The 23,520-nt window shown below is 61.8% G+C and carries 29 protein-coding genes; 19 read left to right on the top strand and 10 right to left on the bottom strand.

What is annotated here, in order from left to right; all coding sequences use genetic code 11:
• Positions 1–19: 19 nt before the first annotated feature.
• Positions 20–271 carry a DUF1488 family protein gene (locus AC1DQR_RS20370; RefSeq protein ID WP_043345911.1) on the bottom strand — a complete coding sequence of 84 codons (252 nt, stop codon included), beginning with the start codon at positions 269–271 and terminating at the stop codon, positions 20–22.
• A gap of 333 nt (positions 272–604) precedes the next feature.
• Between AC1DQR_RS20370 and AC1DQR_RS20365 the strand changes: the two genes are divergently transcribed.
• The 10 genes from AC1DQR_RS20365 to AC1DQR_RS20320 all read left to right on the top strand — a co-directional run bounded on the left by AC1DQR_RS20365 (position 605) and on the right by AC1DQR_RS20320 (position 10,949).
• Positions 605–1,096, top strand: coding sequence for a hypothetical protein (locus AC1DQR_RS20365; protein ID WP_416048293.1), 492 nt, complete (start codon positions 605–607; stop codon positions 1,094–1,096).
• A 252-nt stretch (positions 1,097–1,348) separates the two neighbouring features.
• Complete coding sequence (locus AC1DQR_RS20360) at positions 1,349–1,852, top strand: sigma-70 family RNA polymerase sigma factor (RefSeq protein WP_416048292.1); 504 nt, start codon at positions 1,349–1,351, stop codon at positions 1,850–1,852.
• A gap of 69 nt (positions 1,853–1,921) precedes the next feature.
• Positions 1,922–2,935 carry a FecR family protein gene (locus tag AC1DQR_RS20355; RefSeq protein WP_416048291.1) on the top strand — a complete coding sequence of 338 codons (1,014 nt, stop codon included), beginning with the start codon at positions 1,922–1,924 and terminating at the stop codon, positions 2,933–2,935.
• Positions 2,936–3,106: 171 nt separating this feature from the next.
• Positions 3,107–5,572, top strand: a complete 2,466-nt coding sequence (locus AC1DQR_RS20350; RefSeq protein ID WP_477133695.1) for a TonB-dependent receptor — start codon at positions 3,107–3,109, stop codon at positions 5,570–5,572.
• Positions 5,573–5,645: 73 nt separating this feature from the next.
• A complete protein-coding gene (dinB, locus tag AC1DQR_RS20345; protein ID WP_477133675.1) occupies positions 5,646–6,809 on the top strand; it encodes a DNA polymerase IV in 1,164 nt (387 codons plus the stop codon).
• Between the two features lie 341 nt (positions 6,810–7,150).
• Positions 7,151–8,605 carry a sensor domain-containing diguanylate cyclase gene (locus AC1DQR_RS20340; protein WP_477133674.1) on the top strand — a complete coding sequence of 485 codons (1,455 nt, stop codon included), beginning with the start codon at positions 7,151–7,153 and terminating at the stop codon, positions 8,603–8,605.
• 219 nt (positions 8,606–8,824) lie between these two features.
• A complete protein-coding gene (locus tag AC1DQR_RS20335) occupies positions 8,825–9,346 on the top strand; it encodes a hypothetical protein (RefSeq protein ID WP_416048288.1) in 522 nt (173 codons plus the stop codon).
• A 163-nt stretch (positions 9,347–9,509) separates the two neighbouring features.
• A complete protein-coding gene (locus AC1DQR_RS20330; protein WP_416048287.1) occupies positions 9,510–10,031 on the top strand; it encodes a hypothetical protein in 522 nt (173 codons plus the stop codon).
• 194 nt (positions 10,032–10,225) lie between these two features.
• On the top strand, positions 10,226–10,606 hold the full coding sequence (locus AC1DQR_RS20325; protein WP_416048286.1) for a helix-turn-helix domain-containing protein: 381 nt from the start codon (positions 10,226–10,228) through the stop codon (positions 10,604–10,606).
• 109 nt (positions 10,607–10,715) lie between these two features.
• Positions 10,716–10,949, top strand: coding sequence for a DUF2188 domain-containing protein (locus AC1DQR_RS20320; protein WP_174424498.1), 234 nt, complete (start codon positions 10,716–10,718; stop codon positions 10,947–10,949).
• A gap of 68 nt (positions 10,950–11,017) precedes the next feature.
• Here AC1DQR_RS20320 and AC1DQR_RS20315 read toward each other — a convergent pair whose 3' ends face one another.
• Positions 11,018–11,449 carry a GNAT family N-acetyltransferase gene (locus AC1DQR_RS20315; RefSeq protein ID WP_416048285.1) on the bottom strand — a complete coding sequence of 144 codons (432 nt, stop codon included), beginning with the start codon at positions 11,447–11,449 and terminating at the stop codon, positions 11,018–11,020.
• A gap of 248 nt (positions 11,450–11,697) precedes the next feature.
• On the opposite strand from AC1DQR_RS20315, the gene AC1DQR_RS20310 reads away from it, so the two are divergent.
• The gene (locus AC1DQR_RS20310; protein WP_477133673.1) at positions 11,698–12,027 is read left to right on the top strand and encodes a hypothetical protein; all 330 of its coding nucleotides are present in this window, start codon (positions 11,698–11,700) and stop codon (positions 12,025–12,027) included.
• Positions 12,028–12,453: 426 nt separating this feature from the next.
• A complete protein-coding gene (locus AC1DQR_RS20305; RefSeq protein ID WP_416050467.1) occupies positions 12,454–13,206 on the top strand; it encodes a carbonic anhydrase family protein in 753 nt (250 codons plus the stop codon).
• 150 nt (positions 13,207–13,356) lie between these two features.
• Here AC1DQR_RS20305 and AC1DQR_RS20300 read toward each other — a convergent pair whose 3' ends face one another.
• The 5 genes from AC1DQR_RS20300 to AC1DQR_RS20280 form a co-directional block, all read right to left on the bottom strand.
• On the bottom strand, positions 13,357–13,824 hold the full coding sequence (locus AC1DQR_RS20300; RefSeq protein ID WP_416048283.1) for a MarR family winged helix-turn-helix transcriptional regulator: 468 nt from the start codon (positions 13,822–13,824) through the stop codon (positions 13,357–13,359).
• Between the two features lie 14 nt (positions 13,825–13,838).
• Entirely contained in the window at positions 13,839–14,612 is a 774-nt protein-coding gene (locus AC1DQR_RS20295; RefSeq protein ID WP_477133672.1) for an alpha/beta fold hydrolase, read from the bottom strand.
• Between the two features lie 690 nt (positions 14,613–15,302).
• Positions 15,303–15,809, bottom strand: coding sequence for a hypothetical protein (locus AC1DQR_RS20290; protein WP_416048281.1), 507 nt, complete (start codon positions 15,807–15,809; stop codon positions 15,303–15,305).
• 360 nt (positions 15,810–16,169) lie between these two features.
• On the bottom strand, positions 16,170–16,409 hold the full coding sequence (locus AC1DQR_RS20285; RefSeq protein WP_416048280.1) for a hypothetical protein: 240 nt from the start codon (positions 16,407–16,409) through the stop codon (positions 16,170–16,172).
• Between the two features lie 1,257 nt (positions 16,410–17,666).
• The gene (locus AC1DQR_RS20280) at positions 17,667–18,134 is read right to left on the bottom strand and encodes an RcnB family protein (protein ID WP_416048279.1); all 468 of its coding nucleotides are present in this window, start codon (positions 18,132–18,134) and stop codon (positions 17,667–17,669) included.
• A gap of 370 nt (positions 18,135–18,504) precedes the next feature.
• On the opposite strand from AC1DQR_RS20280, the gene AC1DQR_RS20275 reads away from it, so the two are divergent.
• The 3 genes from AC1DQR_RS20275 to AC1DQR_RS20265 are packed head-to-tail and all read left to right on the top strand — an operon-like array spanning position 18,505 to position 19,263.
• Positions 18,505–18,867 carry a hypothetical protein gene (locus tag AC1DQR_RS20275; protein WP_477133671.1) on the top strand — a complete coding sequence of 121 codons (363 nt, stop codon included), beginning with the start codon at positions 18,505–18,507 and terminating at the stop codon, positions 18,865–18,867.
• Positions 18,855–19,052 carry a hypothetical protein gene (locus AC1DQR_RS20270; RefSeq protein WP_416048277.1) on the top strand — a complete coding sequence of 66 codons (198 nt, stop codon included), beginning with the start codon at positions 18,855–18,857 and terminating at the stop codon, positions 19,050–19,052. Before AC1DQR_RS20275 ends, AC1DQR_RS20270 begins: the two co-directional genes overlap by 13 nt.
• Before the next feature lie 7 nt (positions 19,053–19,059).
• Positions 19,060–19,263, top strand: a complete 204-nt coding sequence (locus AC1DQR_RS20265; RefSeq protein WP_416048276.1) for a hypothetical protein — start codon at positions 19,060–19,062, stop codon at positions 19,261–19,263.
• Positions 19,264–19,362: 99 nt separating this feature from the next.
• Here AC1DQR_RS20265 and AC1DQR_RS20260 read toward each other — a convergent pair whose 3' ends face one another.
• Positions 19,363–19,839 (bottom strand): hypothetical protein, encoded by a 477-nt coding sequence (locus tag AC1DQR_RS20260; protein WP_416048275.1) that lies wholly within the window; start codon positions 19,837–19,839, stop codon positions 19,363–19,365.
• A gap of 249 nt (positions 19,840–20,088) precedes the next feature.
• On the opposite strand from AC1DQR_RS20260, the gene AC1DQR_RS20255 reads away from it, so the two are divergent.
• Positions 20,089–20,451 (top strand): SOS response-associated peptidase family protein, encoded by a 363-nt coding sequence (locus tag AC1DQR_RS20255; RefSeq protein ID WP_416050466.1) that lies wholly within the window; start codon positions 20,089–20,091, stop codon positions 20,449–20,451.
• 36 nt (positions 20,452–20,487) lie between these two features.
• On the opposite strand, the gene AC1DQR_RS20250 is transcribed toward AC1DQR_RS20255, so the two are convergent.
• Positions 20,488–21,459: a hypothetical protein gene (locus AC1DQR_RS20250; protein WP_477133670.1), complete on the bottom strand. Its 972-nt coding sequence runs from the start codon at positions 21,457–21,459 to the stop codon at positions 20,488–20,490.
• Between the two features lie 332 nt (positions 21,460–21,791).
• Positions 21,792–22,109: a hypothetical protein gene (locus AC1DQR_RS20245; RefSeq protein WP_416048273.1), complete on the bottom strand. Its 318-nt coding sequence runs from the start codon at positions 22,107–22,109 to the stop codon at positions 21,792–21,794.
• A 38-nt stretch (positions 22,110–22,147) separates the two neighbouring features.
• Here AC1DQR_RS20245 and AC1DQR_RS20240 point away from each other — a divergent pair, with 38 nt between their 5' ends.
• From AC1DQR_RS20240 to AC1DQR_RS20230, 3 genes are all read left to right on the top strand, one after another.
• The gene (locus AC1DQR_RS20240; RefSeq protein ID WP_416048272.1) at positions 22,148–22,357 is read left to right on the top strand and encodes a hypothetical protein; all 210 of its coding nucleotides are present in this window, start codon (positions 22,148–22,150) and stop codon (positions 22,355–22,357) included.
• A 372-nt stretch (positions 22,358–22,729) separates the two neighbouring features.
• The gene (locus tag AC1DQR_RS20235; protein WP_416048271.1) at positions 22,730–23,035 is read left to right on the top strand and encodes a DNA translocase FtsK; all 306 of its coding nucleotides are present in this window, start codon (positions 22,730–22,732) and stop codon (positions 23,033–23,035) included.
• Positions 23,022–23,375, top strand: a complete 354-nt coding sequence (locus tag AC1DQR_RS20230; protein ID WP_477133669.1) for a hypothetical protein — start codon at positions 23,022–23,024, stop codon at positions 23,373–23,375. Before AC1DQR_RS20235 ends, AC1DQR_RS20230 begins: the two co-directional genes overlap by 14 nt.
• Positions 23,376–23,520 lie beyond the last annotated feature (145 nt).

Genomic DNA, 23,520 nt, shown 5'->3' with positions numbered 1-23,520 from the left:
ACCATGGATCGAGCCGCTGTCAGGAGATGGTGTACCTGTTCTGCCGGCTGCGGGAATAGAGCCCGCGTGCGAGCTCAAGTATGTGGTCGCGGTGGCGGTCGAATGCCTCCAGCACGGCAGGCTCGTCCGGGCGCAGTTCGGGGCTGAGGTTGGAGAGTACCGCTCGGTCGACCTCGAAGGAGATCTCACGCGAACTGTCGTAGCCCCAAAAACATACGCAATGCCTGGATGGGTCGTAACTCCGGCTGGGATTGGGAAAATTAAGTGCCATCTCTGTATCCTAGTCCGATTCGGCCCCCTCTGTACGGTATAGAAGGCGGGACTGCCGTATTTGCGCCGGATTGGGCAACTATCCCATCAGCAAGTCTGGAGAAGACCGCTTCTCATTGCCATATCGCTTGCCGATGACTTGGTGTCGAGCCACACAGACATGACGCGACATAGGTGTTGGGAAAACCAGATCTAAGCATCTTCTACTTCGCCCGCGCACGGCCAGACCGTACGATTCCCATCGCAACCACGGTGGCACGATCTCCGTGGTCCAGGACAGGACGGCAAGCATAAAGCTGTCCGCCGGACATCAACACAAGGGTCAAGGGGTCTTATGAAAAGCTTGCGCGGAGCCAGCAACGGGTGGGCGCCGGACGTCGAGGTGACGGACAGGGGCATCTGGAAAAACACGATCGCCGCAGCCAGCCACGCGCTGGAAACCGTCGCCCTCATCGAGCATGGCGTTGGCATGACATTAAAGCTGCAGCGCAAGGTCCGCGCGCTGCGCGAGCGTTTGCACGCCACGCAAACTGAACTGGACCGCTACCGCGACATGCACGCAGCCGCCATGGAGGCGTTGCGCCAGGCCGAGGTGACACCGCCCGAAGACACCGGCCGACTGCGCGCCGAAGGCGAAGCCCTGCAGATGCGGCACCGTGCCTACAAGCTGCTGGTCGAGCACTATGCCCGGGCCGGCATTCCGATCGACCTGGCCGTCTTCGCCAGGCAGCGCCGCCAGGTCCTCCAGCACATCCTGTTCCAGCAGCGCCGCGGCGTCGCGCCGGCGCAGATCAGCGTCAACGATATCGCCTTCCTGCTTCGCTGATCCCATCGCCAGAGGGGAAAGAGATTCCCACGCACGTTGCGACAATCGCGAGCCAGCCGGATCCGCTTACACCGGCTGCGCTTTCAAAGGCCCGCGCAGTTCGCGGGCTTTTTTTTCGCGCCGGCGGGCGGGCCCCATGTTGCTGCTCCGTATTGCTGCTCTGTCGCGCCACTCAATGTAGCTATTGACGAACATTGCCTGCGCAAATGATAATACGTCGCATTTGCAACCACCCGCAACCGCGCGCACGCCATGCCGTCACATCCCTCGCGCGCGTTCGGCTTGTTCGCCTACTACGAAGAGCTGGTTGGCACCTGGACTCGCAAGCTCGCCAATCGCTTTGATGCCGAGGACCTGACTCAGGACGCGCTGCTCAAGGTGCTGGAGCGCAAGGACAGCCCACCCGAGCATCCCCGCGCCTACCTGCACCAGACCGCCCGCCACCTTGCCATTGACGCCTTCCGGCGCGAGGGAGGCCGGCAAACGCTCCCGCTTGACAGCATCGACACGCATCACGCAAGCTCCGGCGATCCCGAAGCCGCGCTCCACGCCATCCAGCTCGCCGCCGCGCTCGAGCAGGCGCTGGCGGAGCTGCCGCTGGCATGCCGTCAGGTCTTTGTCTGGCAACGCCTTGAAGGGCTCTCCCAGCAAGAGATCGCCGAGCGCCTTCAGGTCTCCAAGAACATGGTCGAAAAACACATGATCCGCACGATGCGCCATCTGCGCGACCGGCTCGGCCCGCAAGCACCCCATTGAGTACCACGCCTTGATCCAGGCTCCTGCCCCCTCCTCCTTGCCCGCGCCCCTCCCTGGGGCCGCACGCCGATGACGCCAATGACGCCGCCGCCGGACGCTCCCCGTGAAGCCGCGGCACGCTGGTTTGCACGCGTCCGCGCTGGCTCGCTCAGCGAGCAAGAACGCATTGAGATGGCGGCCTGGCTCGACGCCAGCCCCATGCACCGGGCCGAATACACCGCGCTGGAGCGCATCTGGCAAGTGGCAGGCGTGCTCGACCCGGAGCGCCTGCGCGCCCTGGCGCAAGACCCGGCACCGGCCGCCGCCGCCCGGAGATCGGGACCTGCCTTGCGCGCCGCCATACTGGCCAGCCTCTGCGCGGTGGCCGTTGGCGCCGCCTGGCTCAAGCGCCAGCAGGCCGCGCCCGGCCCGGCTACCTATGTGGCCAGCGATGCGAGCCACTACACAACCAGCTTCAGCACCGCGCCTGGCGAGCGGCAACGCGTGACGCTACCCGACGGCTCCGTCGTCCAGCTCAATACGCGCACGCGGCTATCGGTACGATTCGAGCCAGGCCAGCGCACTGTGACGCTGGCAGACGGCGAGGCTATGTTCGAGGTCGCCCACGCCAACGAGCGGCCCTTCGTGGTCGATGCCGGCAGTGGCAGCGTCACGGTCACCGGCACCCGCTTCGACGTGCGCCGGGACGGCGCCGAGGTCACGGTCGCGGTCGAATCCGGGTCGGTGAGCGTACAAGGGCGCAGCGCAGCTGCGTCTGCGGCGCGCCTGTCGGCCGGCCTTGGCACGCGCATTGCCGGCGACGGCCGGGTCGCGCCCGCGGCAACGGTCGATCTCGGCGCCGCCGTGGCGTGGCGCGAAGGCAAGCTGCTGTTCAAGGACCAGCCGCTGTCGCTGGTAGCCGCCGAGGTCTCCCGCTATCGGCACAGCCCGGTCAGGATCCGCGACGCCGGCACCGGCGCACTGCGGCTGAGCAGCGTGTTCCGCGCCGACGATACCGATGCCCTGCTCGCCGCCCTGCCGCAGTTCCTGCCGGTGGGCGTGCGCACCCTGCCCGACGGCAGCACGGAAATATTTTCACGCTAGATTCAGGTTTTTGCTCCGCGTTTCGTCTTCTCCCGGAACGTGCCCGCGCACCGCGGGCCTGCGTGCCTTTGTGCCAATCCGGCCTCTCCGAGAAGACCCGACGTGAACCAGCAACATCCTGAGAAGCAGCAACAGATCCCGGCCCGCCACGCACGCGCCAGGCCCCTCCTGATGGCCACCATGGCCGCCGCGCTGATCGGCGCCGTTGCCACGCCGGCAACTGCCCAGCCAGCCCTGCCATCGCCGGTGGCGATCGATATCCGTGCCCAGCCCCTGGCCGACGCGCTCACGCAGCTCGGCCGGCAAACATCGCTCCAGCTGTTCTTCACGCCCGCGTTGGTGGCAGGCAAGCAAGCCCCGGCCGTGCATGGCAGCATGCCCGCCGAAGCCGCGCTCGATATGCTGCTCAAGGGCAGCGGCATCCGCTACCAGCGCAATGGCAGCGGCATCGTGCTGCAGCCCGTGGGCCACGCCGGTGCCGCCGCACCGGTCGCCGCCACCACAACGTTGACCACCCCGGCAACGACGACCGCGCCCGCCCCGGAGGCCGCCAGGATGCTCGAAGCCGTGGAAGTCACCGCCTCGCGAACCTCCAGCGACCTGATGCGCCCCACGCGGCAAGTCACGGTCATCGACCGCGAGGAGCTCGATGCGCTGAAGACCGGCTCCGACAGCGTCGCCACCCTGCTCTCCAAGGTCGTTCCCGGCATGGCCGACTCCAGCCATACCGTGACCGATTTCGGCCAGACCCTGCGGGGCCGCGGCATGCTGGTCCTCGTCGATGGCATTCCGTTGAACACCAACCGGGACTCGGCGCGCAACCTCGCCAACGTGGACCCCGCATTGATCGAGCGCATCGAAGTCCTGCGCGGCAGCAGCGCCATCTACGGCGGCGGGGCCACCGGGGGCATCGTCTCCATCAACACGCGCCCGGCCGGCGGCCCGCCGCTGTCGGAGACCACGTTTTCACTCACCTCGCCGCTGTCCCGGCTGCGCGCGGATGGCTTGTCCGGCCAGCTGCAGCAGCATGTTTCCGGCAGCGAGGGGATGGTCGACTATGCCTTCGACGTCGGTGCCCGCCGCATCGGCAGCGCCTACGATGCGCGCGGCCAGCGCGTCGCTCCGGAGCCCAGCCAGGGCGACCTGTTCCAGTCGGACAACTACAACATCGGCGGCAAGCTCGGCCTGCGCCTGACGCCCGAGCAGCGCGTGCAGCTTGCGGTGAGCCATTTCAACGCCAAACAGGACACCGACTACGCCTCCGACCCATCGGTAGCCCGCCTGACGCCGGGCAGCGTGCCCGCACGCGCCATCAGCGGCCTGCAGCTCGCCGACCAGAACCAGATCCGCAACACGCTGGTCAATCTCGAATATGAGCACAAGGACCTGGCAGRCAGCGCGGTCTCCGCGCAGCTCTACTACCGCGACTACTTCACGCGCTTCACGCCCTTCGACGCGCGCGCGGTCGTCACGCGCGGCGGCAATGTCGACCAGTCCATGCAAAACTCCGACGTGTTCGGCAGCCGCCTCACCATCAAGACGCCGCTGGACAGCGCCAAGCGCACCCGCCTGGTATGGGGCCTGGACTTCGAGCAGGAACGCAGCGACATGCCGATCGACATCTTCGATCCCAAGGCCTATGACGCCAGCGGCGGCCGCGTCTTCAACAAGACCGGCACGCTCACCTACATGCCGCAGATCACCACGCGCAGCCTGGGCGGCTTTGGCCAGTTGCAGCACAAATTCAACGCGCAGTGGTCGGCCGAGGGCGGCCTGCGCTACCAGTACGCCAACGCCCGCTTCAACGACTTCGTGCCGCTGTCGCAATCGCGCCTGGCACAGCCGGCTAAGGTAAAGGGCGGCTCGGTCGACTACACCGCGCTGCTGGGCAATGTCGGCGTGGTGTACAAGCCGGTCAAGGGGCACGAACTCTATGCCGCGTTCAGCCAGGGCTTCAACCTGCCCGACATCGGCCTGCAGGTACGCAATGCGCGCGCCGGCTTCAATCTCGGCGCCTCCGACCTGCAGCCGGTCAAGACCAACAACTACGAGCTCGGCTGGCGCGGCGCCTTCGGCAACACCCTGACCTCGCTGGCGGTGTTCTACACCACCTCCAACCTGGGCGACGTGCAGAGCTTCAACAACGGCCTGATCCTGACCCGCACCGCCGAGCGCATCTATGGCGTGGAAGCCTCCGCCGACTACCTGTCCGACAACGAGCAATGGGGCACCGGCGGCACCTTCACCTTGATGCGCGGCCGCGAAACCCCGCAAGGCAGCCCGAGCCAGCAGATGAGCGGCTACCGCATCCCGCCCCTCAAGCTCACCGGGTACGTGCAGTACCGGCCCACGCCCGCCTGGAGCCACCGCCTGCAAGCCACCTTCTTCGCCGGGCACGACTACCGGCTCAACGGCGCCGACAGCTTTGGGCGGCGCGATGTGGCCAGCTACACCACGCTGGACCTCATCAGCCGCTGCCAGGTCAGCAAGAAGGACACCATCACAGTAGGCATTCAGAATCTGCTCAACCGCTACTACTACCCGCTCTACAGCCAGTTGCTGCGCAACAGCAACAACACCTCCCACCTGCCCGCGGCGGGCATCGTCATGACGGCCACCTACGTGCATCGCTGGTAGCGCGACCAGGACGCAGCGGTATTGTCGGCAGAATTCGATATACTGTATATGCATACAGTAACTCGCCGACGCCATGTCATCTGCACCCCGCCGCATCGCCCACCTGGATATGGACGCGTTCTACGCGTCCGTCGAGCTATTGCGATACCCGGAGTTGCGCGGCAAGCCCGTGGTGATCGGTGGTGGACGAAATGCGGTACCCGAGATACTTCCCGACGGCAGCCGGCGCTTTGCCCGCCTGCGCGACTACGCCGGGCGCGGCGTCGTCACCACGTCCACCTACGAAGCCCGCGCGCTGGGCGTGTTCTCCGCCATGGGCATGATGAAGGCCGCGCAGCTCGCCCCCGACGCCATCCTGCTGCCCACGGATTTCGACTCGTACCGGCACTACTCCCGCCTGTTCAAGGCCGCCGTCGCCACCTTCACCTGCGACATCGAAGACCGGGGCATTGACGAGATCTACATCGACCTGAGCGACGTGCCCGGCGAGCCCGCCGACATCGGCACCCGCATCAAGCAAGCGGTGCGCGAAGCCACGGGACTGAGCTGCTCCATCTGCATCGCCCCCAACAAGCTCCTCGCCAAGATCGGCTCCGAACTCGACAAACCCAACGGCCTCACCCTGCTGGCAGCCAGCGATGTGCCACTGCGCATCTGGCCGCTGCCCGTGCGCAAGGTCAACGGGATCGGCCCGAAGGCCACCGAGAAACTCGCAACGCTGGGCATCGCCACGGTCGGCGACCTCGCCAGCGCGGACCTGGGCATGCTGCAGACCCATTTCGGCCGCAGCTACGCCGCCTGGCTAGCCGAGATCGCGCAAGGCCATGACGAACGCCCGGTGGTCACCAGCTCGGAGCCCAAGTCCATGAGCCGGGAAACCACCTTCGAGCGCGACCTGCACCCCAGGCAAGACCGCCAGACACTCTCCGAAGTCTTTACCGGCCTGTGCCAGCGCCTGGCGGAAGACCTTCGCCGCAAGGGCTACGTGGGCCGCACCATCGGCGTCAAGCTGCGCTACGACGACTTTCACACCGTCACCCGCGACCTCAGCATGCTGGCCCCGACGGCGGACGCCTTACAGTTGCGGCGCGCCGCCACCGAATGCGTCAAACGCGTTCCGCTGGACAGGAAAATCCGCTTGCTGGGCGTGAGGGTCAGCGCGCTGACGCCCGCGGGAGAACTGGAGCCGGCCGCACTGCCGGTACAGGGAGAGTTGCCTTTCGCCGACAACGCTTAGCCGGCCCCGCTTCGAGCCGATCCGTCTGATAGTATTGGCGCAGCCGTGCATAACTCTGCAGCACCTGCGCACAATCAACACCTTCGGGCTAACGTCAATTGTCATTTGACCTGGATATGCGGGCCTCTACCGAAGCTGAAACCAGACGTGAACGCATCGACACCTCAAGGTCGCTGAACCTGACAGTCGCCTTACAGCAAGAGCGGTTTGATGCGCTGACACGACTCGCGCGGCACCTCTTCAGGGTCCAGGTTGCGCTGGTTACGCTGCATGACGTGCATCCTGGCGACGCGCCCATCCTTATCGACGGCCTGCGCATGGGCTTTCACGCGGCGTGCCCTTTGACCACATCGAGCGGCAGCCGGCTTGGCGCCTTCTGCCTGTTCGATGCCGGATCGCGCGAACTGGACCAGGCGGAGCGCGGCCGTCTGCAAGACTTTGCCGACATGGCGGTCGCCATCATCGAGCGTGACCTGGCCCAAGGCAGACTGAACGACGACGCCAGCAGGCTCGAGGAAAACGAAAAGCGGCTTGAGCTGGCCATCGCAGGAAGCGGCACGGGCGTCTGGGACCGGGATATCCAGGCGGGCAGCATCCACTACTCGGCCGGCTGGAAAGCCATCATCGGCTATGAAGAATCCGAGATCACCAACCGGATCGAAGATAGCTATACCCGCGTCCATCCCGACGACCTCGCCTACGTCCAGGCCACCATACAAGCCCACTTCAACCAGGAAACGGAAAGCTACGCGGTGGACCACCGGATCCGCTGCAAGGATGGCAGCTATAAATGGATATCCAGCCGCGGCAAGGTGGTCAGCCGCGGCAGCAACGGCGAGCCGCTGCGCATGATCGGCACCACCACCGATATCACGGCCATCCAGGCACTCGCCGAAGAACTGCAGCAAACGGTCGACCTGGTCACCAGCCTGACCAACGAAGTCCCCGGCCTGGTATTCCAGCATCGCCTGCTGCCAACGGGGGAGTCCTTCCTGCCCTACGCCAGCGCCGGCATCGCCGATATCTACGAGCTCACGCCGCAACAGGTAGCCGCCAGCACAGGCCCCATCCATGCCGTCATCCACCCCGACGATCTGGAAGCCTACCGCGCCTCGCTTCACGCGTCCGCCGCGAGCCTGACGCCCTGGCACCTCGAGTACCGCGTCGAACTGCCCAGGCAAGGGCTGCGCTGGCGGCAAGGCGACGCGCGTCCCCGGCGGCTCGACGACGGCAGCATGCTATGGCACGGATTTATCACAGACGCGACCGAGCGCAAGCGCATCGAGGGAGAATTGCAGGAATTTGCAACCATCGATTTCCTGACGCAACTTCCCAATCGCCGTCACTTCGTCGTGCGGATCGAACAAGAGCTCGCCCGGATCCAGCGCACCGACAGCCGCCCTGCCGCCGTCTTGACGTTTGACCTCGACCACTTCAAAGCCATCAACGACACCTGGGGCCACGCCATGGGCGACCACGCCCTGCGGTGTTTCGCGGCGCTGCTGCGCAGTGCATTGCAAAAGCACGATTTCGCCGGCCGCATCGGTGGCGAAGAGTTTGCCGTGGTGCTCCCCGATGCTAGCCTTGAGACGGCAACACGATTTGCCAGGCGCATACAGCATCAGATCGCGGAAACCGCACTGCTTGACGGCAGCCAGATCGTCACGCTGACCGTCAGCGTCGGCATTGCCCTCATGCATGCCACCGATCCCAGCGCGGACCTATCCCTGTTGCGCAGCGATGGGGCGCTCTACCGCGCCAAGGAACGCGGCCGCAACCGTATCGAGTGTTACTGAGCCACGCCAGGCCGGTGACTGGTGAAGCGATACCTGACACCTCACAGCAATGACGCACCAGCAGAATCCCCGGCATCCCGGCCAGCCTCTCACGCCATTCATCAATGGCCGGAAAACGCTCCCTGACGCATAAACCACCCATTAAATTACCTATTAGTCATTGAATTTACAGTACCAACAGAAAATTTACCTTCAGGTAATGCACAGGTTTAATGGGCCATGGATATTCAAGACACGCGTGAACAGCGCCTAGCCCAGATCATGGCCGAACAGTTCGGCGGCTCCATAGCGCGCCTATCAGACCGGCTGGACCGCGACCCCTCATACTTCTCCCGCATATTCTCGGACACAGGCAAAGCCGGAAAAAAACGCATCGGCGAACATCTCGCTCGCGACATCGAAGCCAAGCTCGGGCTGCCGCGCCTGTGGCTGGACGGCGACGCACAAGACGCCGCCGCACCCCCGAAAGAAGAAACCCTGCCGCCCGAGATAGCCGCCCGATTCGCCCGCCTGATCAATGGCTTGCGCAACGAAGACATCGACAGGATGCTCGCGGCCATCGAATTGATCACGCAGGTCGAAGCCGTGCAATCGGTGCGTAAATACAAGAAAAACACCAAAACTGCCCGCGTGCTGAAGACCGGCGGGAGAAGCACGGCATTCAAGCAAGCCAGCAACGCCGTTCACGAAAGCGGCGCACAGACACCCGGCAAGCCACGCAAGAAAACGTCCGCAAGCTGAGATAAGCGCGACTTCCGGCTTGTGCCGGATGTATCACCCCGCCCTCCGCGCTCCGCACGATCCCGTTGGGGCGCCGCAATTACCTAATGAGCTTGCATTTTTGATTACCCATGGGTAATCTTTGGCATCGACTTCCCTGAAGCTGCACGACCAAGGAAACTTCATGCTCATAGGACTCTGCGGCCGCCCGGACTCCGGCCAGGACCTCATCACGAACTACCTGGCCTGCGGGAACCGCGCCTTCCACGTCATCACCTTCGACGCCCCGCTGCGCCACATGATCCAGGCCTGTGCGGGCATCCATGAGACGTACTTCAGCCTGGCAAAACGCCACGACGTCATCCCGGCGCTAGGCAGGTCACCCGCCCAGTTGCTGCACACGCTTCGGGAATCCTGGATCCGTGCGCCGATGGATCCGGACGTGTTGGTCAGGTACTTCGCGCAAACGCTGGCCCGGCACGACGGCCGCAATGTTGTGGTTCCCGATGTGTCCACACAAGCAGAGGCTGAGTTCATACAGGCGCGCGGCGGACAGTTGATCCGGGTCGTTTCGCGACGCGGGCTGGGGGCTGCCCCGTCGATCAAGCGTGCATGGATTGACCTGGAGCTGGAGGCGGATGAGGCGTCGGATTGGCTGTATGCGGAAATTGATGCGATCGTGGGCGAGGACGTTTTGGTGGGTTGACGGGTTGCGACGCCGGCCAATGATCAAGGTTCGGCGCATCGAGCGCGACGGCAACCAGCAAACAATATTTGCACAATGGTTAGCTGCAATGGCTAACATGAAGATGCACACGATCGCATTCACCAGGCATTCGGCCCGGTGGCCCAAGCCACCCCGGGAATGTCCGGGAATGCCCATCGAGGAGGTGCCTTGCCATGATCAACATTCAGTTCATCGAACGCGACGGCCGCCCCGAGTTTGCGGTAGTGCCTATTGAGTTGTGGGAGCGCATCAAGCATCGGGTCGAGGACCCGATCGATGTCACGCTGCCAGGCCATGCGAAGGGCCAAGACAACACCTTTCGGATCCCTGCCGCCATCCTGGACGCCGAACTCGCCGGGGATAACCCGGTCAAGGCCTGGCGGGAATATCGCCGCATGACCCAGGACGCGCTGGCGACAGCGGCAGGCCTTAGCAAGCCCTACCTTAGCCAGATAGAGAACCGCAAACGCGATGGCAGCCCCGAGGTTTTCCAGAGCCTGGCGGCGGCGCTGCGCGTCCCGCTCGACGTATTGGTAGGACAGCCGGAAAAATAGCGCGACATCCGATGTCCAGGTGAAGTATCGGACACCTCCCACTATCCCGCCATGCCGCGGACAGAACATCCCCTAAAACAGCAGTAGCGCACTGCTCAGAGAGACAGCCATGGATTCGATACCGCAACGCAACGTACACGTCGTGCCTCATGGCGACGGGTGGGACATCATCCACGAGGGGGCGAAGGGTGAAAGAGCACACTTCCTCACTCAGGAAGAAGCGGTGGAAGCCGCGACGGTGATTGCACAGCGCGAGAAGGTGGAGCTCCTGGTGCACGGCCAGGATGGCCAGATCCGTACGCGGAACAGCTACGGGCGAGACCCCAGGAGCATAAGGGGCTGATCATGCCCAGGCGACTGGCGTTCAGGACCCGCGCGCCAGCCTGCCCCATGGAATAGCCACTAGCGGGATCAGAGCACTTTCTTCATCGAGGGCGCAGGATGGAGAACATAGCTCTCGCGCTCATAGAAAGGAATGGCCTCCGGCCGTGCGTCGAGAAACACCGCTGTCATGTCGCGCGCACGCGCGTCGGCTTCCGCATATGCCATCAGGGCGTGACCAGCACCACTTCCGCGCGCTTGCACGTCGACCACAAGGTCATCGACGTGCAGGTGTGCCCCGCGCGCCAACGTATGGACGGGCCGCATCCCCATCACGCCGATCAGCTTGCTGCCTTGAAAGGCGCCAACCAACTCGTAGCCGGAATGGGATTGCCGGCGCGCCCGGCGCAGGAACTCGGCCTCATCCAGCGAGCGCAATTGCGCAATGACAGGGAAAGCTTGCCCCCATTGCGCAGGGGAAAGCCTTCGGATATCCAGACTGGCGCTGCGATTTGCAGTCATCGTTTCATTCCTGACTCATTGCCGAAATCGCGATTCTGGCACAGGCTTTAGCAGCCAGCATCCAACGTCCACTGCGAAGTCACCCGCTATCACGTAAAGCCCTGGCACTCCCCCTCTACGGCGGGGTACTGAAACTGGTGCGACGCACCACAATCAATAGCGGCGACATATTGCTCCTTTGCCTTCTCCCGAGGGTGCGGGCAACCACCTTGCCGCCCCTTTTCACCCAACCGGGATGCAGCATGAGAATGACTCCGATTCTTGCTCTAATGTTGGTGCCGGGCGCAGTTCACGCCCAACTCACGGCCTACAAATCTTCCGGATCGGCTGGCTACGGTGGCTATGCCGCCGCCTCGCAGCAGCACGGCAGCACGGCCTACGGCTCAGCACAAGGTCAGAGCAATTCGCTCTCTGGCGTAAACGGCGCTATTACGCAGCGCTATAGCAATGCCACTTCAGGGCATCAGCGAGAAGAGTTGAACGCTGCGCAGACTGCGGGAGCTTCGCAGGACTACGGCGGCGGTGGAAGCAAAACTTCGTTGAATCCGTCGACAGGCCGCTCTCAGCCGGGCAAATGATGGGAGCGACACCGGCGTGCCGAGACCATGAGCGCCCCATTTTCCTGAGTACCCAGAACGATACGCGGGTGCGGCAAACGACTGCGGCAAGCTCAAGCGGCATGTCCGCCCGGCTCTCAGGCACATAGATCTGAAAGCCGTCTCATCCCAGGACTTTCCGCGCGAGTCCGGCTTCCGCTTCTGCACAAGCGAAGCGTTAACGTCCACGCCGACGATACGGGGATCCCCCGTGGGACCAAAGTCCAATAGCCCGGGAACCTCACTGCAAATACCATGTGTTTAGCGCCACTCCACAAGCTGCGAAGCAGGTGGCTTGGCGATCGGCTACCGCCTGCCAGGGAGCCGGCGCGAAGAGAATCGCCCATGGACGACAGCGCCGCGATGCCGACAACAATGATCGCTTTGCGGTTGTTTGCGGAGAATGAGATGCACAAGAATACTGACTGTTGTCCAGCGGCGTCCTCCAACGGCGTTGGAAGACGTACCGTGCTGAAAACTGCGCTTGGCGTCGCAGCCGTTGGGCTGGCGGGAAGCATGGGGGGCGCTGAATCAGCCTACGCGGTGGCGCTATCGAAGTCTGAGCGAGACAAATTGACACCGGACCAGATTATCGAGAGCCTTAAGCAAGGAAATAGACGTTTCCGTTTGGGGAAGATGCTACCCCACGATTATCTGGCACAAAAAAGAGAGACTACCGGCGGGCAGTATCCAGCGGCGGTGATCTTGAGTTGCATTGACTCCCGGGTCCCGGCCGAGATCATCCTTGACACGAGAATTGGAGACACTTTCAACGCGCGTATCGCGGGCAATATCGCCAATGAGGATCTCATTGGAAGCCTGGAGTTCGCCTGTGCGGCGGCCGGCGCCAAAGTTATCTTGGTGATGGGGCACACAGGATGCGGAGCAATCAAGGGCGCGATTGATCATGTCGAACTGGGAAGCCTGACCGGTCTCTTGGCCAAGATCAGACCGGCTGTGGATGAAACGCAGTACTCCGGCGACAGAAGCAGCAAGAATGATGAATTTGTCGATGCGGTGGCAAAAACCAATGTTCGACGCACGATCGACGCAATACGAAACGGGAGTAACGTGCTGGCGCCGATGGAGAAGGATGGAAAATTAAAAATTGTCGGAGCGATGTACCAATTGAAAGGTGGGGTTGTCGAATTCCTCGTCTGAAAACGAGACTTGGCGCGAGGAAATCCGACAGGTAGCCGGGGCATTGAATCGAGAAGCGCGATTCAATGCCGGACAAGTTTCTCCTTGGCAGGCTCAAGGGAGTCGAGGAAGGTGCGCATCGGCGTTTTGCCGTAGCACCAGCGCCCTCGCTTATATCTCGCCTGGGCCAATTCGTGTCGCCTCGACACATGAGATGATTGCTTCGATCGTTGTTCTGCACTGGATGAACTGTTCAGCGCTGAATGTCTGACTGACCGCATTCGCCCAGGCAGCTTGACGCGTTGCCAATAGCGCCACAGCAGAATGGCCTGCGGGGGTTGGGGCAAGCAATTTGGCGGATTTATGGGATGGATTGTCGAGGAACATCGCTAGACCCTCGCCTACCAGGACGTCCGCCAGACGCTGCACACTTTGCCGGGTTAGCCCCATGAAACGCCCAATCTCCGCGACAGTGCGGTGTTCATGGAGCACGGCCCCGAGAACGCGCCATCGGGCCGCCGTCAATCCCGCTGGCGCAGCGATCTGTTCGGCTGCTGCCATGAAACCGCCTTCGAGACGGAACACCTTTAGCACGATATCCGTCAGAATCACGCCCGCTTCGGTTTTATCGACGCGCATTCCCAATCTCCTTCCTATTGGACGCTAGCGATGAAGCGCAGGATTTCTCGCTCGACGCGATCGGGCTGGTCGAGCTGTATCCAGTGCCCGGTATCGGCCACCACGGCATGCGGCAACGCCGGCCGCAGCGCATGAAGCGCACTTGGCTTGTCGTTCGCGCTGCTGACCAGGAGAAAAATGGGGCCTTTCCATGCATCGAGCGCAGCTTCGGGATTCCAGCTTGCGAAAGCGGCCGCAAATCCCAGCCGTGCTGCCAGGTCGACCGCAGCACAGTCTTCCAGCACCCTGGCCTTTACCTGTGGGTTGGTGCCCACGATCGAGGCATAGAACCCCCGCTGCACATCAAGGCTCGCAGCCCCATTCAGGGCCTCTAGAATTCCGGCGCGAATATCAGCAGGAAGCGCCCGTGGATCCGTCGCAGGATCCAGCAGGAACAGTCCCGCCACCCGGCCCGCGTGCCTGGCGGCATATTCCAAGGCAGCCGCACCACTGCCGCTGTGTGCCACGATAATGAACCGATCCAGTTTCAAGGACGCGGCGGTATCGACAATGTCCTGTGCTCGCCCCGCATAGGAATAATCACCATCCGCAGCAGGGGCACTATCTCCGCTTCCCCGCGAATCAAGCGCATACACCCGCCTGCGTCCCCCGATGCGTTTGAGCATCTCCGCCCATTGGCTTGCTCTCCCCGAGTCCGCATGCAGGAACAGCACGGGCAGATCGCTGCCATTGCCCGCTTCAAGCAGCGCAAGACTGCCCTGCGTTCCAGCGATTGTTGTCTGCTTCATCGTGATCTCCTGTATCGATTCCGCGGCTTTCGCGGGGAAATTGGTGAACTGTCGGCAACTGCGATTCACAGTGCAATAGACAGCATCAATAGCTTGCGCAGGCACATCACCAAAGCGCCGAGCCGCCCATCAAATTGACAGTATACTGTCAATTTGAGCCCGTGTTGAAAAACGCCTGCGACAGGCCAGTGGCAGCCTGGAAGGCTGTTTCGGCCACCAAGGCCTAAGAAATGAAGAAGCACGCACATGGCGGGCTTTGACTGAACTTAGGGACATCTTGTCATCTGGCCCTTACAAATTAAATATGTTGCATATCAGATCTTAATTTGATTTAATTCGCGCCGCACGGCATCTGCTGTGCCCCTTTGCGCTCCTGCTTCTGCGCAAGACCGGCAAGGATCTCCCGTCTCGGCCGGTCTTTTTTTTATGCCCACACCCGATACGGCGTGCCCGGCGCTGACATAGCAACGACGCTGGCCAGCCGCTGATTGCCCTTGGCGCTCACTTTGGCCGCCCACCCCTTCCTATGACCAGGCACAGCCCAACCCGCCCCCCCCCGGGAGTCCGGCAGCTCAGCGAAGTAGCCCCTACTGCGAGCGCCGACAACGGGCCGGCAGCGGCCATGAAAAAAGCCACCATCGTGGGTGGCTTGCGTTTGCGGCCTGGGAGGCGGCGCAATGCGCCATTAGATTAGTATTGGCAGCGAGTAACCGGCCCGGTGTTGATGCATCGGATCTGATTGCCGTCTTGTGGTGTCAGAGGCGCGGCTTGCGGCGCCACGTATTGCGGCATTTGACGCCATGCGTTCTGCTGTTGCTGCAGTTGCTGGTTTTGCTGCTGCAATTGCGCATTGAGCTGCTGCATTTGCTGGACAGTCATCTGCTGATTGAACTGATACATCTGCAACTGCTGATCAGTCATGGCATCTCTGTATCCGGTTGCCTGACCGTCCGAGTTAAAGCACATGATTCGACTTGGCGAAAGAACCCTGTATCGCTCGCATGTCGAATCGCCTGCCATGTAATATCTTCCGTTCACGAAGTTCGGCGCCGCCGAGCTTGCGCAGCCGGCGACCGTAAACGCTAGAAAAAGCGTTGTTATTTTTTTCATGGGTTGTTTCTTGAGCCCTTGTTGCGACGCGCGCTCGTCAGCATTGTCCAAAACCGCTCGCGATTTTCGCAATCGTTGACGCGTCATGCAAGCGGCGTTGCGGGCAGCCAACTGTCGGCGGCCTTCCCTCGGGCAACATAATCTGCCCCACGAGCGGCGGGCAGGCATTCGCTCATGAACCGCTTCCACGCCCCAGGCAAGGAAAAACGGATGATCGTGATCGTGCCGCGGGCGGAATGGGATGGCTGGCTGACCTGCCGGGATCCAGAGTGGGCGCGCGAGCTCGACGGCTCCAAGCCGCGGCAGGCTGACCGCGGTGCCCGCCGGAGCATTCTGCTCGGCATGCGGTCAGGTTCGGCAGTACCTGCCACTTGCCGGCAAAGATGCTGGGAATTGCTGCGTGACAGCCACACAGCGCATTCGTGGATGTCCGCGAAAGCCGCAGGCCTACTCGGCAGTCACATAGACCAAGACCGCCAAGTCCGCGCCGACCACGTTGGCCTGGATCGTAGGGCTCAGGCTCAGTTCCTTTACCAGCCAAGGCTTGCCGCCAGCGTCCGGCAGACGAATGACCGCACCAATAGCGAGATGCGCGATGGGCGCGTCTGCGGTCAGTTCAGCCACGAGAACGGGGGCGCCGGCGGGCGTGGCGTTGGTTACATCAATGAAGGTGTATTTGAAAGCCATAGCATCTCCTAGGAAGGATCCGCGACCGCGCGCTGAGACTGGCCACTCCGACTTCATCTTGAAGCAGCTTCTCTCAACGAATGGCTGCATTGAGCGACACGTCAAATTAACCGCCGTCGCTGGAAACCAAGACTGCAGATGTGGGACTCCCCGCTGTAGTAGGAGTCGACCCGCGTACCGGCCGTTGGCGCGATGCTCGCCGACCTGGCGCTTCCGTTAGCCTCGTCTGGTCTTTGGGGAACTGGATCGGAGCATCGACACTATTTCATCAGGGAAATCACAATGGTGATCACCCCAATTGCCGCAAGGGTAACGATCACAAAGAGCAGCATGGGCTTGTCCGAGCTGGGTAATCCAGCATCCCTCAAGCCATACGCAAATGCTATCGGGTGCGCACTGATTTCATGCCGGATTTCGTCCTACAGGCCGTTCATCATTGCGAGATGCGATGACAGCAAGTCGGGGATGCGCCTGCGGCCTCGGGATTTGCGCGTAGGCCGCAGGCGGCCAGCCTGAGACCTTTCATTCAGCAGAAGGCACCCGCAACGCGGCCGCCTACATTGCAGCTGCGCGTGGCGCGTTCCCTTGCTTGACTCTCCACAAAACGGAGGATCCGGCGTTCTACCGGGCCGGTTTGAGCCAATCTAAACGATAACTAACAGGAAGGAAATATGTGCATAGCCGCGCTGGCATTGGTCGCGCTTCTTGCAGGCTGCACCACAGTTTCGGAGGTCAGCCCAGCCGGGAACGGCAACTTTACAGTAGGCACCCGCCACCTGGGCGGTGTGGACTCGTGGCAAGAAATCAAGGCCAGCAGCCTGCGTCGTGCCAACGAGTACTGCCAGGGGCAAGACAAAGAAATGGAGGCGGTTGACATGAAGACCCACGGCGCTCGCGGGTGGACCCCACTTGAGTCAGAACTGACGTTCAAATGCGTCTCCCCGCCTAAGGCGTAGGCTCTTGTCCGTGTCAACCTATGTCAGGACTTGACACGCTCGGGCACGGCGGGAATGGCCTACACTGGTTGTATAGCCACCCAATAGGAGGCTGCCATGGTTGCCTCGCTAGTCGTCCTGCTCGTCGGATTAGCGCTATGCGCGATCGTTGTCTGGGTGCTCCGCGAACATGATCCGACCCTGCTATCGGCACGACAACGTGCCGTCCAGACATGGTTTGACCACCTGATCCATCGACACTAAGGGCTTATCGTCAAATCATCGCAGCCCGCCACCCGGCGGGCTTTTTGCTGTCCGCAACCTAGCGCCCGATGACCACCTGGAAGACCACGCCGGTCGGAACGGCGACGAGAAAGTAATCCCCGCCAACGCCCACCCACTGGTATCCGCGCGGCGGAGGCGACAGCCGATAGGCGCGCCAGTCATCGATCACGTACTGACGCTGACGGTATTCCGGGGGGACCCTTTCACCCCTGTGCCAGCTGCCAGGGCCCGGACGATCGGCGCGACGATCAGGGCCATACCTTTCGTCCATCTGTTCCCTGCCCCTATCACCTTCCCAACCTCTGTCACCTTGCTGGCGGTGGTCACCATCCCGGCCGCGGTCGTTGTGGCCGTGCTGGTTATCGTGATCTTGTCCCTGATCATGACCCATGGGTGGCCTTCCGCGATCATCGCCGCCAGGCCCCCTATCTTGGGCATAGCCCGCAATCGAAGTGAGAGTACACGCCGCCAGCGCAAAGCTGGCGAACACCTTGATCTTCCGCATCTCGATCTCCTATAGCCCACGTGTGAGGACCTGTGCGTTTCAGTCTATCCCGCCCCCCCGCGCCGACACGTTACGAAATCGTAACGTGTGCATCACAAGACCATTGGCGCCCTCACCCGCGCATCTATGCCCAGCTGGTATAGGGCCGTCCCGACCCCGGGTGACTTCGCCCCGTACGCCAATGTCCCGGTGCGCAGCGAGCAATTCTGTGCATGCATGCCGCACAACGACCACTCCAGGATCGACGCCACCGAAGCCCGCGAGATGGTTGGCGGCAGATACTGTATATCCATACAGTTAACTCAACTATCCGCGCCTGGCTTGGGGCAGCTCTTATACTGGATATCCATACAGTACCAGTGAGAGAGACATGTTCGCCTGCGCCCCCGGTATAGTTTACCTCTACAGCCAGTCCCACGGGGTAGCGCGTCTGGCGATACGCTGCCTCCACCTCGCCATCGACGATCCGCTGCTCGTGGCCGACACATGGAACCCAGAGGTGGAGGCCATCGCCCTGGCCGCGAGCGCGACCCTGACCCTGACTGGGGTCGATACCGCAGCAATCATGGCGCTGGCGTGGACAATCGACCGCCTGGCGTTCGATTACCAGGGCACCTCGCTCAGCTTCCAACTCGCCCACAGCATCCAGTTCGCGGGGCCTCGCTCAATCCGCCTGCGCACCCGCGGCGCGCGCCACTATGCCACTCGTCAGGAGATGGCATGTTCGCTGTGACCTATCAAGCGGCATCGATCCTCCTGGAAACCCAGTTCCTGCCCGGTGACACGGCCGAGCTGCGCCTCGACTGCGAAGGCATCACGGGGGAGCCACTCGAGGAATTCAAACGCTCCCCCAATATTGGGGGATCAAAGAACGCAGACCGGCCGTACACTGCTTCCAACGTGTGCACCGCACCATGAGGCCGCTATGAGCATCTTCCTGCTGGGCTTCCTTGTCTTCGAGGCGCTCTGGTTCTTCCCATTCCGGAAGGTATTCCGGACGGCTCGCTTCGAGTCGGGCTACGAGTATCTAGCCCTGATACCTGTATTTGGGCCTCTGGCCTGCGTCTGGATTCTCGCATTTAGGCCTTGGCCGCTGAAGTCGAGACTGGTGCGCACGCTGGCGCCCTAGATGAAAAAGGCCACTCTGAGGTGGCCAAGAGCAGCAGCCGGTCAGGGCTGCAGTAAAGAGAAAGCCACCCGAAGGTGGCTGTATTCCGGCGAATCAGTTCTACCGCGGTCGCTTTAACTGTGGAAGCGACTCCTGGAATCCGTGGAGCAAACAGCCGACGAGCGCCGGACCGTAGTTGCTATCCGGACTATCTGGGATCTTCCATTCGAAGAAGCCATCCTCGGCAAAGGTTGCGTTTCCCTGATCCTCGATCAGAATCACGTGGAATGGGACCAGCCGCATCATCTCATCCGCGCCTAGAATGAAGCGCGAGAATTGGTACCGCCCCACGAGGTGCCCATCCCACTTCGCAAAGCCGAACTGAGCATAAACGCGGCCGAAGCTAGTATTGAGCTCGAAACTCTCCCTCTCGTCACCCGGCAACGCTGGGCCTTCCACCGCGGCGCGGGCCATGAATCCCTCCTGAGCAAGACATTCGCCCACGAACTTCATGAACCGCCTCGCCTGCGCGCGAAGCATCTCGGCGCGCATGGCGTTTTTCTTGGCGGCGTCGCCCTGCTCTTTTGTGGCTTCCATGTCAGCTTCATGAGAGTGAAGTGATGCCCAGTCTCCGACGCGCTGGCAGTGTCTGCAATAGCCCTTTATGGGGGAATGTAGATCGCCTAATCGGGGTGGTGTGGCGAACCGACAAATACGGAAATCCCACAAGAGGAAAAGCGCCCTACTCGCAGGGCTGACCTCTGGCGCGCTTCTTCACGTGGAATTTTGTAGTTCCCAAACCGTCCGATTGTTCTCAAACGGTCATCATTGCAGTGATTTCATTTTCTGCCGCCCTTTTGGGCTTGCTGTTGGCGCGCCGCGCGCGAGCGGCCCCAAATCCATGCGCTGAAGGACGAACCTGAGTTCGCCATCGCGGGTCTCTGGCACGCTTGGCCGGGCGAGGCCAGCTCGGAAGTGTTTAGCTTCACCATGCTGACCATCAACTCCGACAAGCACCCGCTGATGAACCACTTCCACGCCCCGGGCAAGGAAAAACGGATGATCGTGATCGTGCCGCGGGCGGAATGGGATGAATGGCTGACCTGCCGGGATCCCGAGCGGGAGCGCAGCTTCATGCGGCCCTACCCGTCCGTGCTGATGGACGCTGAGCCGGCGCCGCGCGCGCCGCGGGCGACGGCTGCCGAGTAGGTCCCATGCCCTTGGGCTCCGGCGCTAGTAGTTAAATCAATCGCGAAATGGAGCCGCACCCGCGATCTCTTTGGGCGAAAGGCAGGTCTGCCTCTTAGGGTTGCTCATGTCACAGACAAAGTACCAGGCAGTCCATGGCCCTTGAATCGCGTCCGCTGTCATTTGGTACCTGTGAGGGGGAATGACATCGCTTAGACCGTAACGGCGTGGATTCAAACACTCATTGATGCCTCCCTGCGCCTCCAAGCAAAACACAACGGTGACTGGGGTGGAACAATCGTTCTTTATGCGCTTGTACGCATCCGCAACGCCCTGTCCTCCTTGGACGATGCGTACACACTTTGTTGCTATGTATGGCGCACGATCACTCTCTGTCTTGTTTTTAGACTGTCTATCGCCTTCCGCGCTCTTGTCATTCGTCGCTATTACAGCCGGCTTCTTATCCCGGTTGTCAATGCTGGCGTCTCCGCCTGCCTTTTTGGCCTTCTGGGTGTCCGTTTTCGCCGCTGCGACAGATTTTTCTCTGTCGTATTTTGCAATCACACATTTTTGCAGCGCAATTTTCTTTTCGTAGCCAATGTTCCCCGGCGGTGCCGACGCATCCTCCCGAATTTGCGCCGAGAGTTCTGGGTCATCTAAATGGCGATACATGCTCTGCGCGGCAGTCCTGATGCAGCCGTCGACATATCCGGGGTTTTCATTTTGATTGCAATGTGCGACTGCTTCCTGCTCGCAAAATGCGTGACTTGAAACGCTGAAACTGAAGCCAATGCATCCCAACAAGGCCCAGCGAAATCTGAATCCGCCTACCACTATTCCTTTGAATTTTTTATTCACTTTTCCTACCATCCGAAGTACCGAAAAAACTGGCTGATTCGCGCGGTTGAGTGTCAACAGCATTCTATGTGTATCGATCTCTCCTTTGCTAAAAATGCTGTACCCTGTATCGTCTAGCATTGCGTCGGGTGCTAAGAAATGACAAAGTAAATTCCTGTCAATCTGTGGCATCTTGACGCCAACCTTTAGCCCTACAGAGATAACGTCGCAGTAAGCCCCACGCAAGTCTAGCGGTCGCTGTACCAGCTAACATCACCAATTTGGGTGATGTTCTTCGTTGTCTTTCGATGCTTAGCAGCGCCGGTTTCCGCGCCTCGCTCTCCAGGTACGTAAGCCACCTTCCCTGCTCCGCGACGCCTCCCTTCATCGGAGGGGTACTGATATTGCTGCGACGCACCACAATCAATACCGGCGACAGATTGACCCCGTTGCCAATCCTCGAGGGTGTAGGTGTCTACCCTGCCGCCTACACCCCTTTTTCCATCTGTCGCAAAGATGAATGTTCACTGACAGGCCGCCACAGCTGCCTTCAGCCTGACCTCGTAGCCAGCGCGCAGCAGCAGCTCGGCCGGCGCCGCGCGGAACCGCTCGAAGTCGCTGGCGCCGGTCGTCACCTTCGCCAGCGGCCAGTCCGGCTCGGGGATCTCCGCCGTCTTGCACGGGACGGCCACCGGCGCCCTCACATCCACCGGCTTCTCGATCACCTGCGGCGCGGCAGCGCAGCCGGCGAGACTACAAAGCGCGGCGCAGAATATTCCCAGAATATTCCTGCGTGCAGCCAGCGCCGCGAAATTTCGAAATTTCGCAAGTTGCCACTTCATAGCTTCCCCCGCTCGGTCGTGAAGGTCTGCCGCAACCCGTGCAGCGATACGCACTGGTCGGCGCCAGGCGTCTGCGCCTGGATCTTGCCGGCCAGCAGCGTGTACTTGGATTGGGCCGCCTGCGCGTCGGCGTCGGCCTTTGCAGCGGCATAGGCGCGGATCTTGGCCTGCGCTTCCCCAGCAAGCCGGCCACGAAGCCCTGCGGCGAGATCAAGCGGGTCACGCCGTTGGCCGTGTCCAGGAAGTAGATCCAGTCGCCGAACAACAGCCTGAAGGCGTAGCTGTCGATGCCGGCGGTCGCCTTCGTGGAAACCGCGCTGGCGATCTTGTCGCCAGCGGGCCCAACGCCGATCATGTATATGCCTTCGGACAGGCCGAACGCGACCTGGTTGGCCCAGGTGGTCGAGTCGTCGCAGTCCACCAGCACACCGACCGACACGCGCTGATTGCGCAGGGCATATATGCCCTTGCGTGGTACGGTGTCCTGGCCGATAAGCACCGTGCCGGTGATCGTCGCCGCCTGGTGATTCCCCCGGTCGGGCCGCAGCCCGTTCAGTTGTGGCGCGCCGAGAGGCGCGGCAAAGGTCGTATTGGTCGGGTCGCCTTTAGGCGGCCTCGGGATGGTCGAGGTGGGCAGCGGCCTTGGGCTTTCTCGGCGGCTTCGGCGGCGCATGGTGCAGCGCCATTTCAAGCTCGGCTACAACCGCGCCGCGCGCCTGATCGAGCAGATGGAAGCCGATGGCGTCGTGAGCTCGCCGGACCTCGAAGGCCAACCATTGCGGAACGCTGGACAGCGAGGAAGCCACCCTTGGTGCCGCCAAGCACTACCGCGAACGCGCACAGGATCTGTTCAGCACAGGCAAAGCAGTTACCCCGAGCGCATCGCCTATCGCCCCACAACCGAGCGCCAAGGTGCTGACGGATGACGTGTTTCTGGATCTCGCGGGCGAGCGCGGCCTGATCTCGCCGCGATCCAATGAGCGCGAATGGTCCGCAGGATTCAATGCCAAGCTGATCGCATTCGCTACCGCCCTCTTGGCCGACCATTCTCGTGATGTGACGAAATTGGCCGCAGAGCAGCCCAGCGAGGACAAACGCGATGCGGAGCGGCATCGGTGGCTGCGAGAACAGCACTGGAACGAATCAATTCAATTCGTGGTGGCTTGCCATCACTCCGATGTACGCCTCGGCACAGACTGCCCCAGCGACGAGCGCCTTGACGAAGCCATCGACGCCGCAATCGCCAAAGGAGAGAGCCGTGGCTGAGAAATGTGATCGGTGCAACGGTGGCGGCCAAGTACGTCGCTCATTCGATGGCCCCATGCTGATTTGCTCGGCGTGCCATGGCAGGGGAATCTTGCTTCCAGTGCGATCTGTCGATGGTATGTGGGAGAACGATTACAAGGGATCC

The sequence above is a fragment of the Cupriavidus sp. 05L411 genome, assembly GCF_056398045.1.
This window is presented reverse-complemented; position numbering and strand designations above follow the sequence as displayed.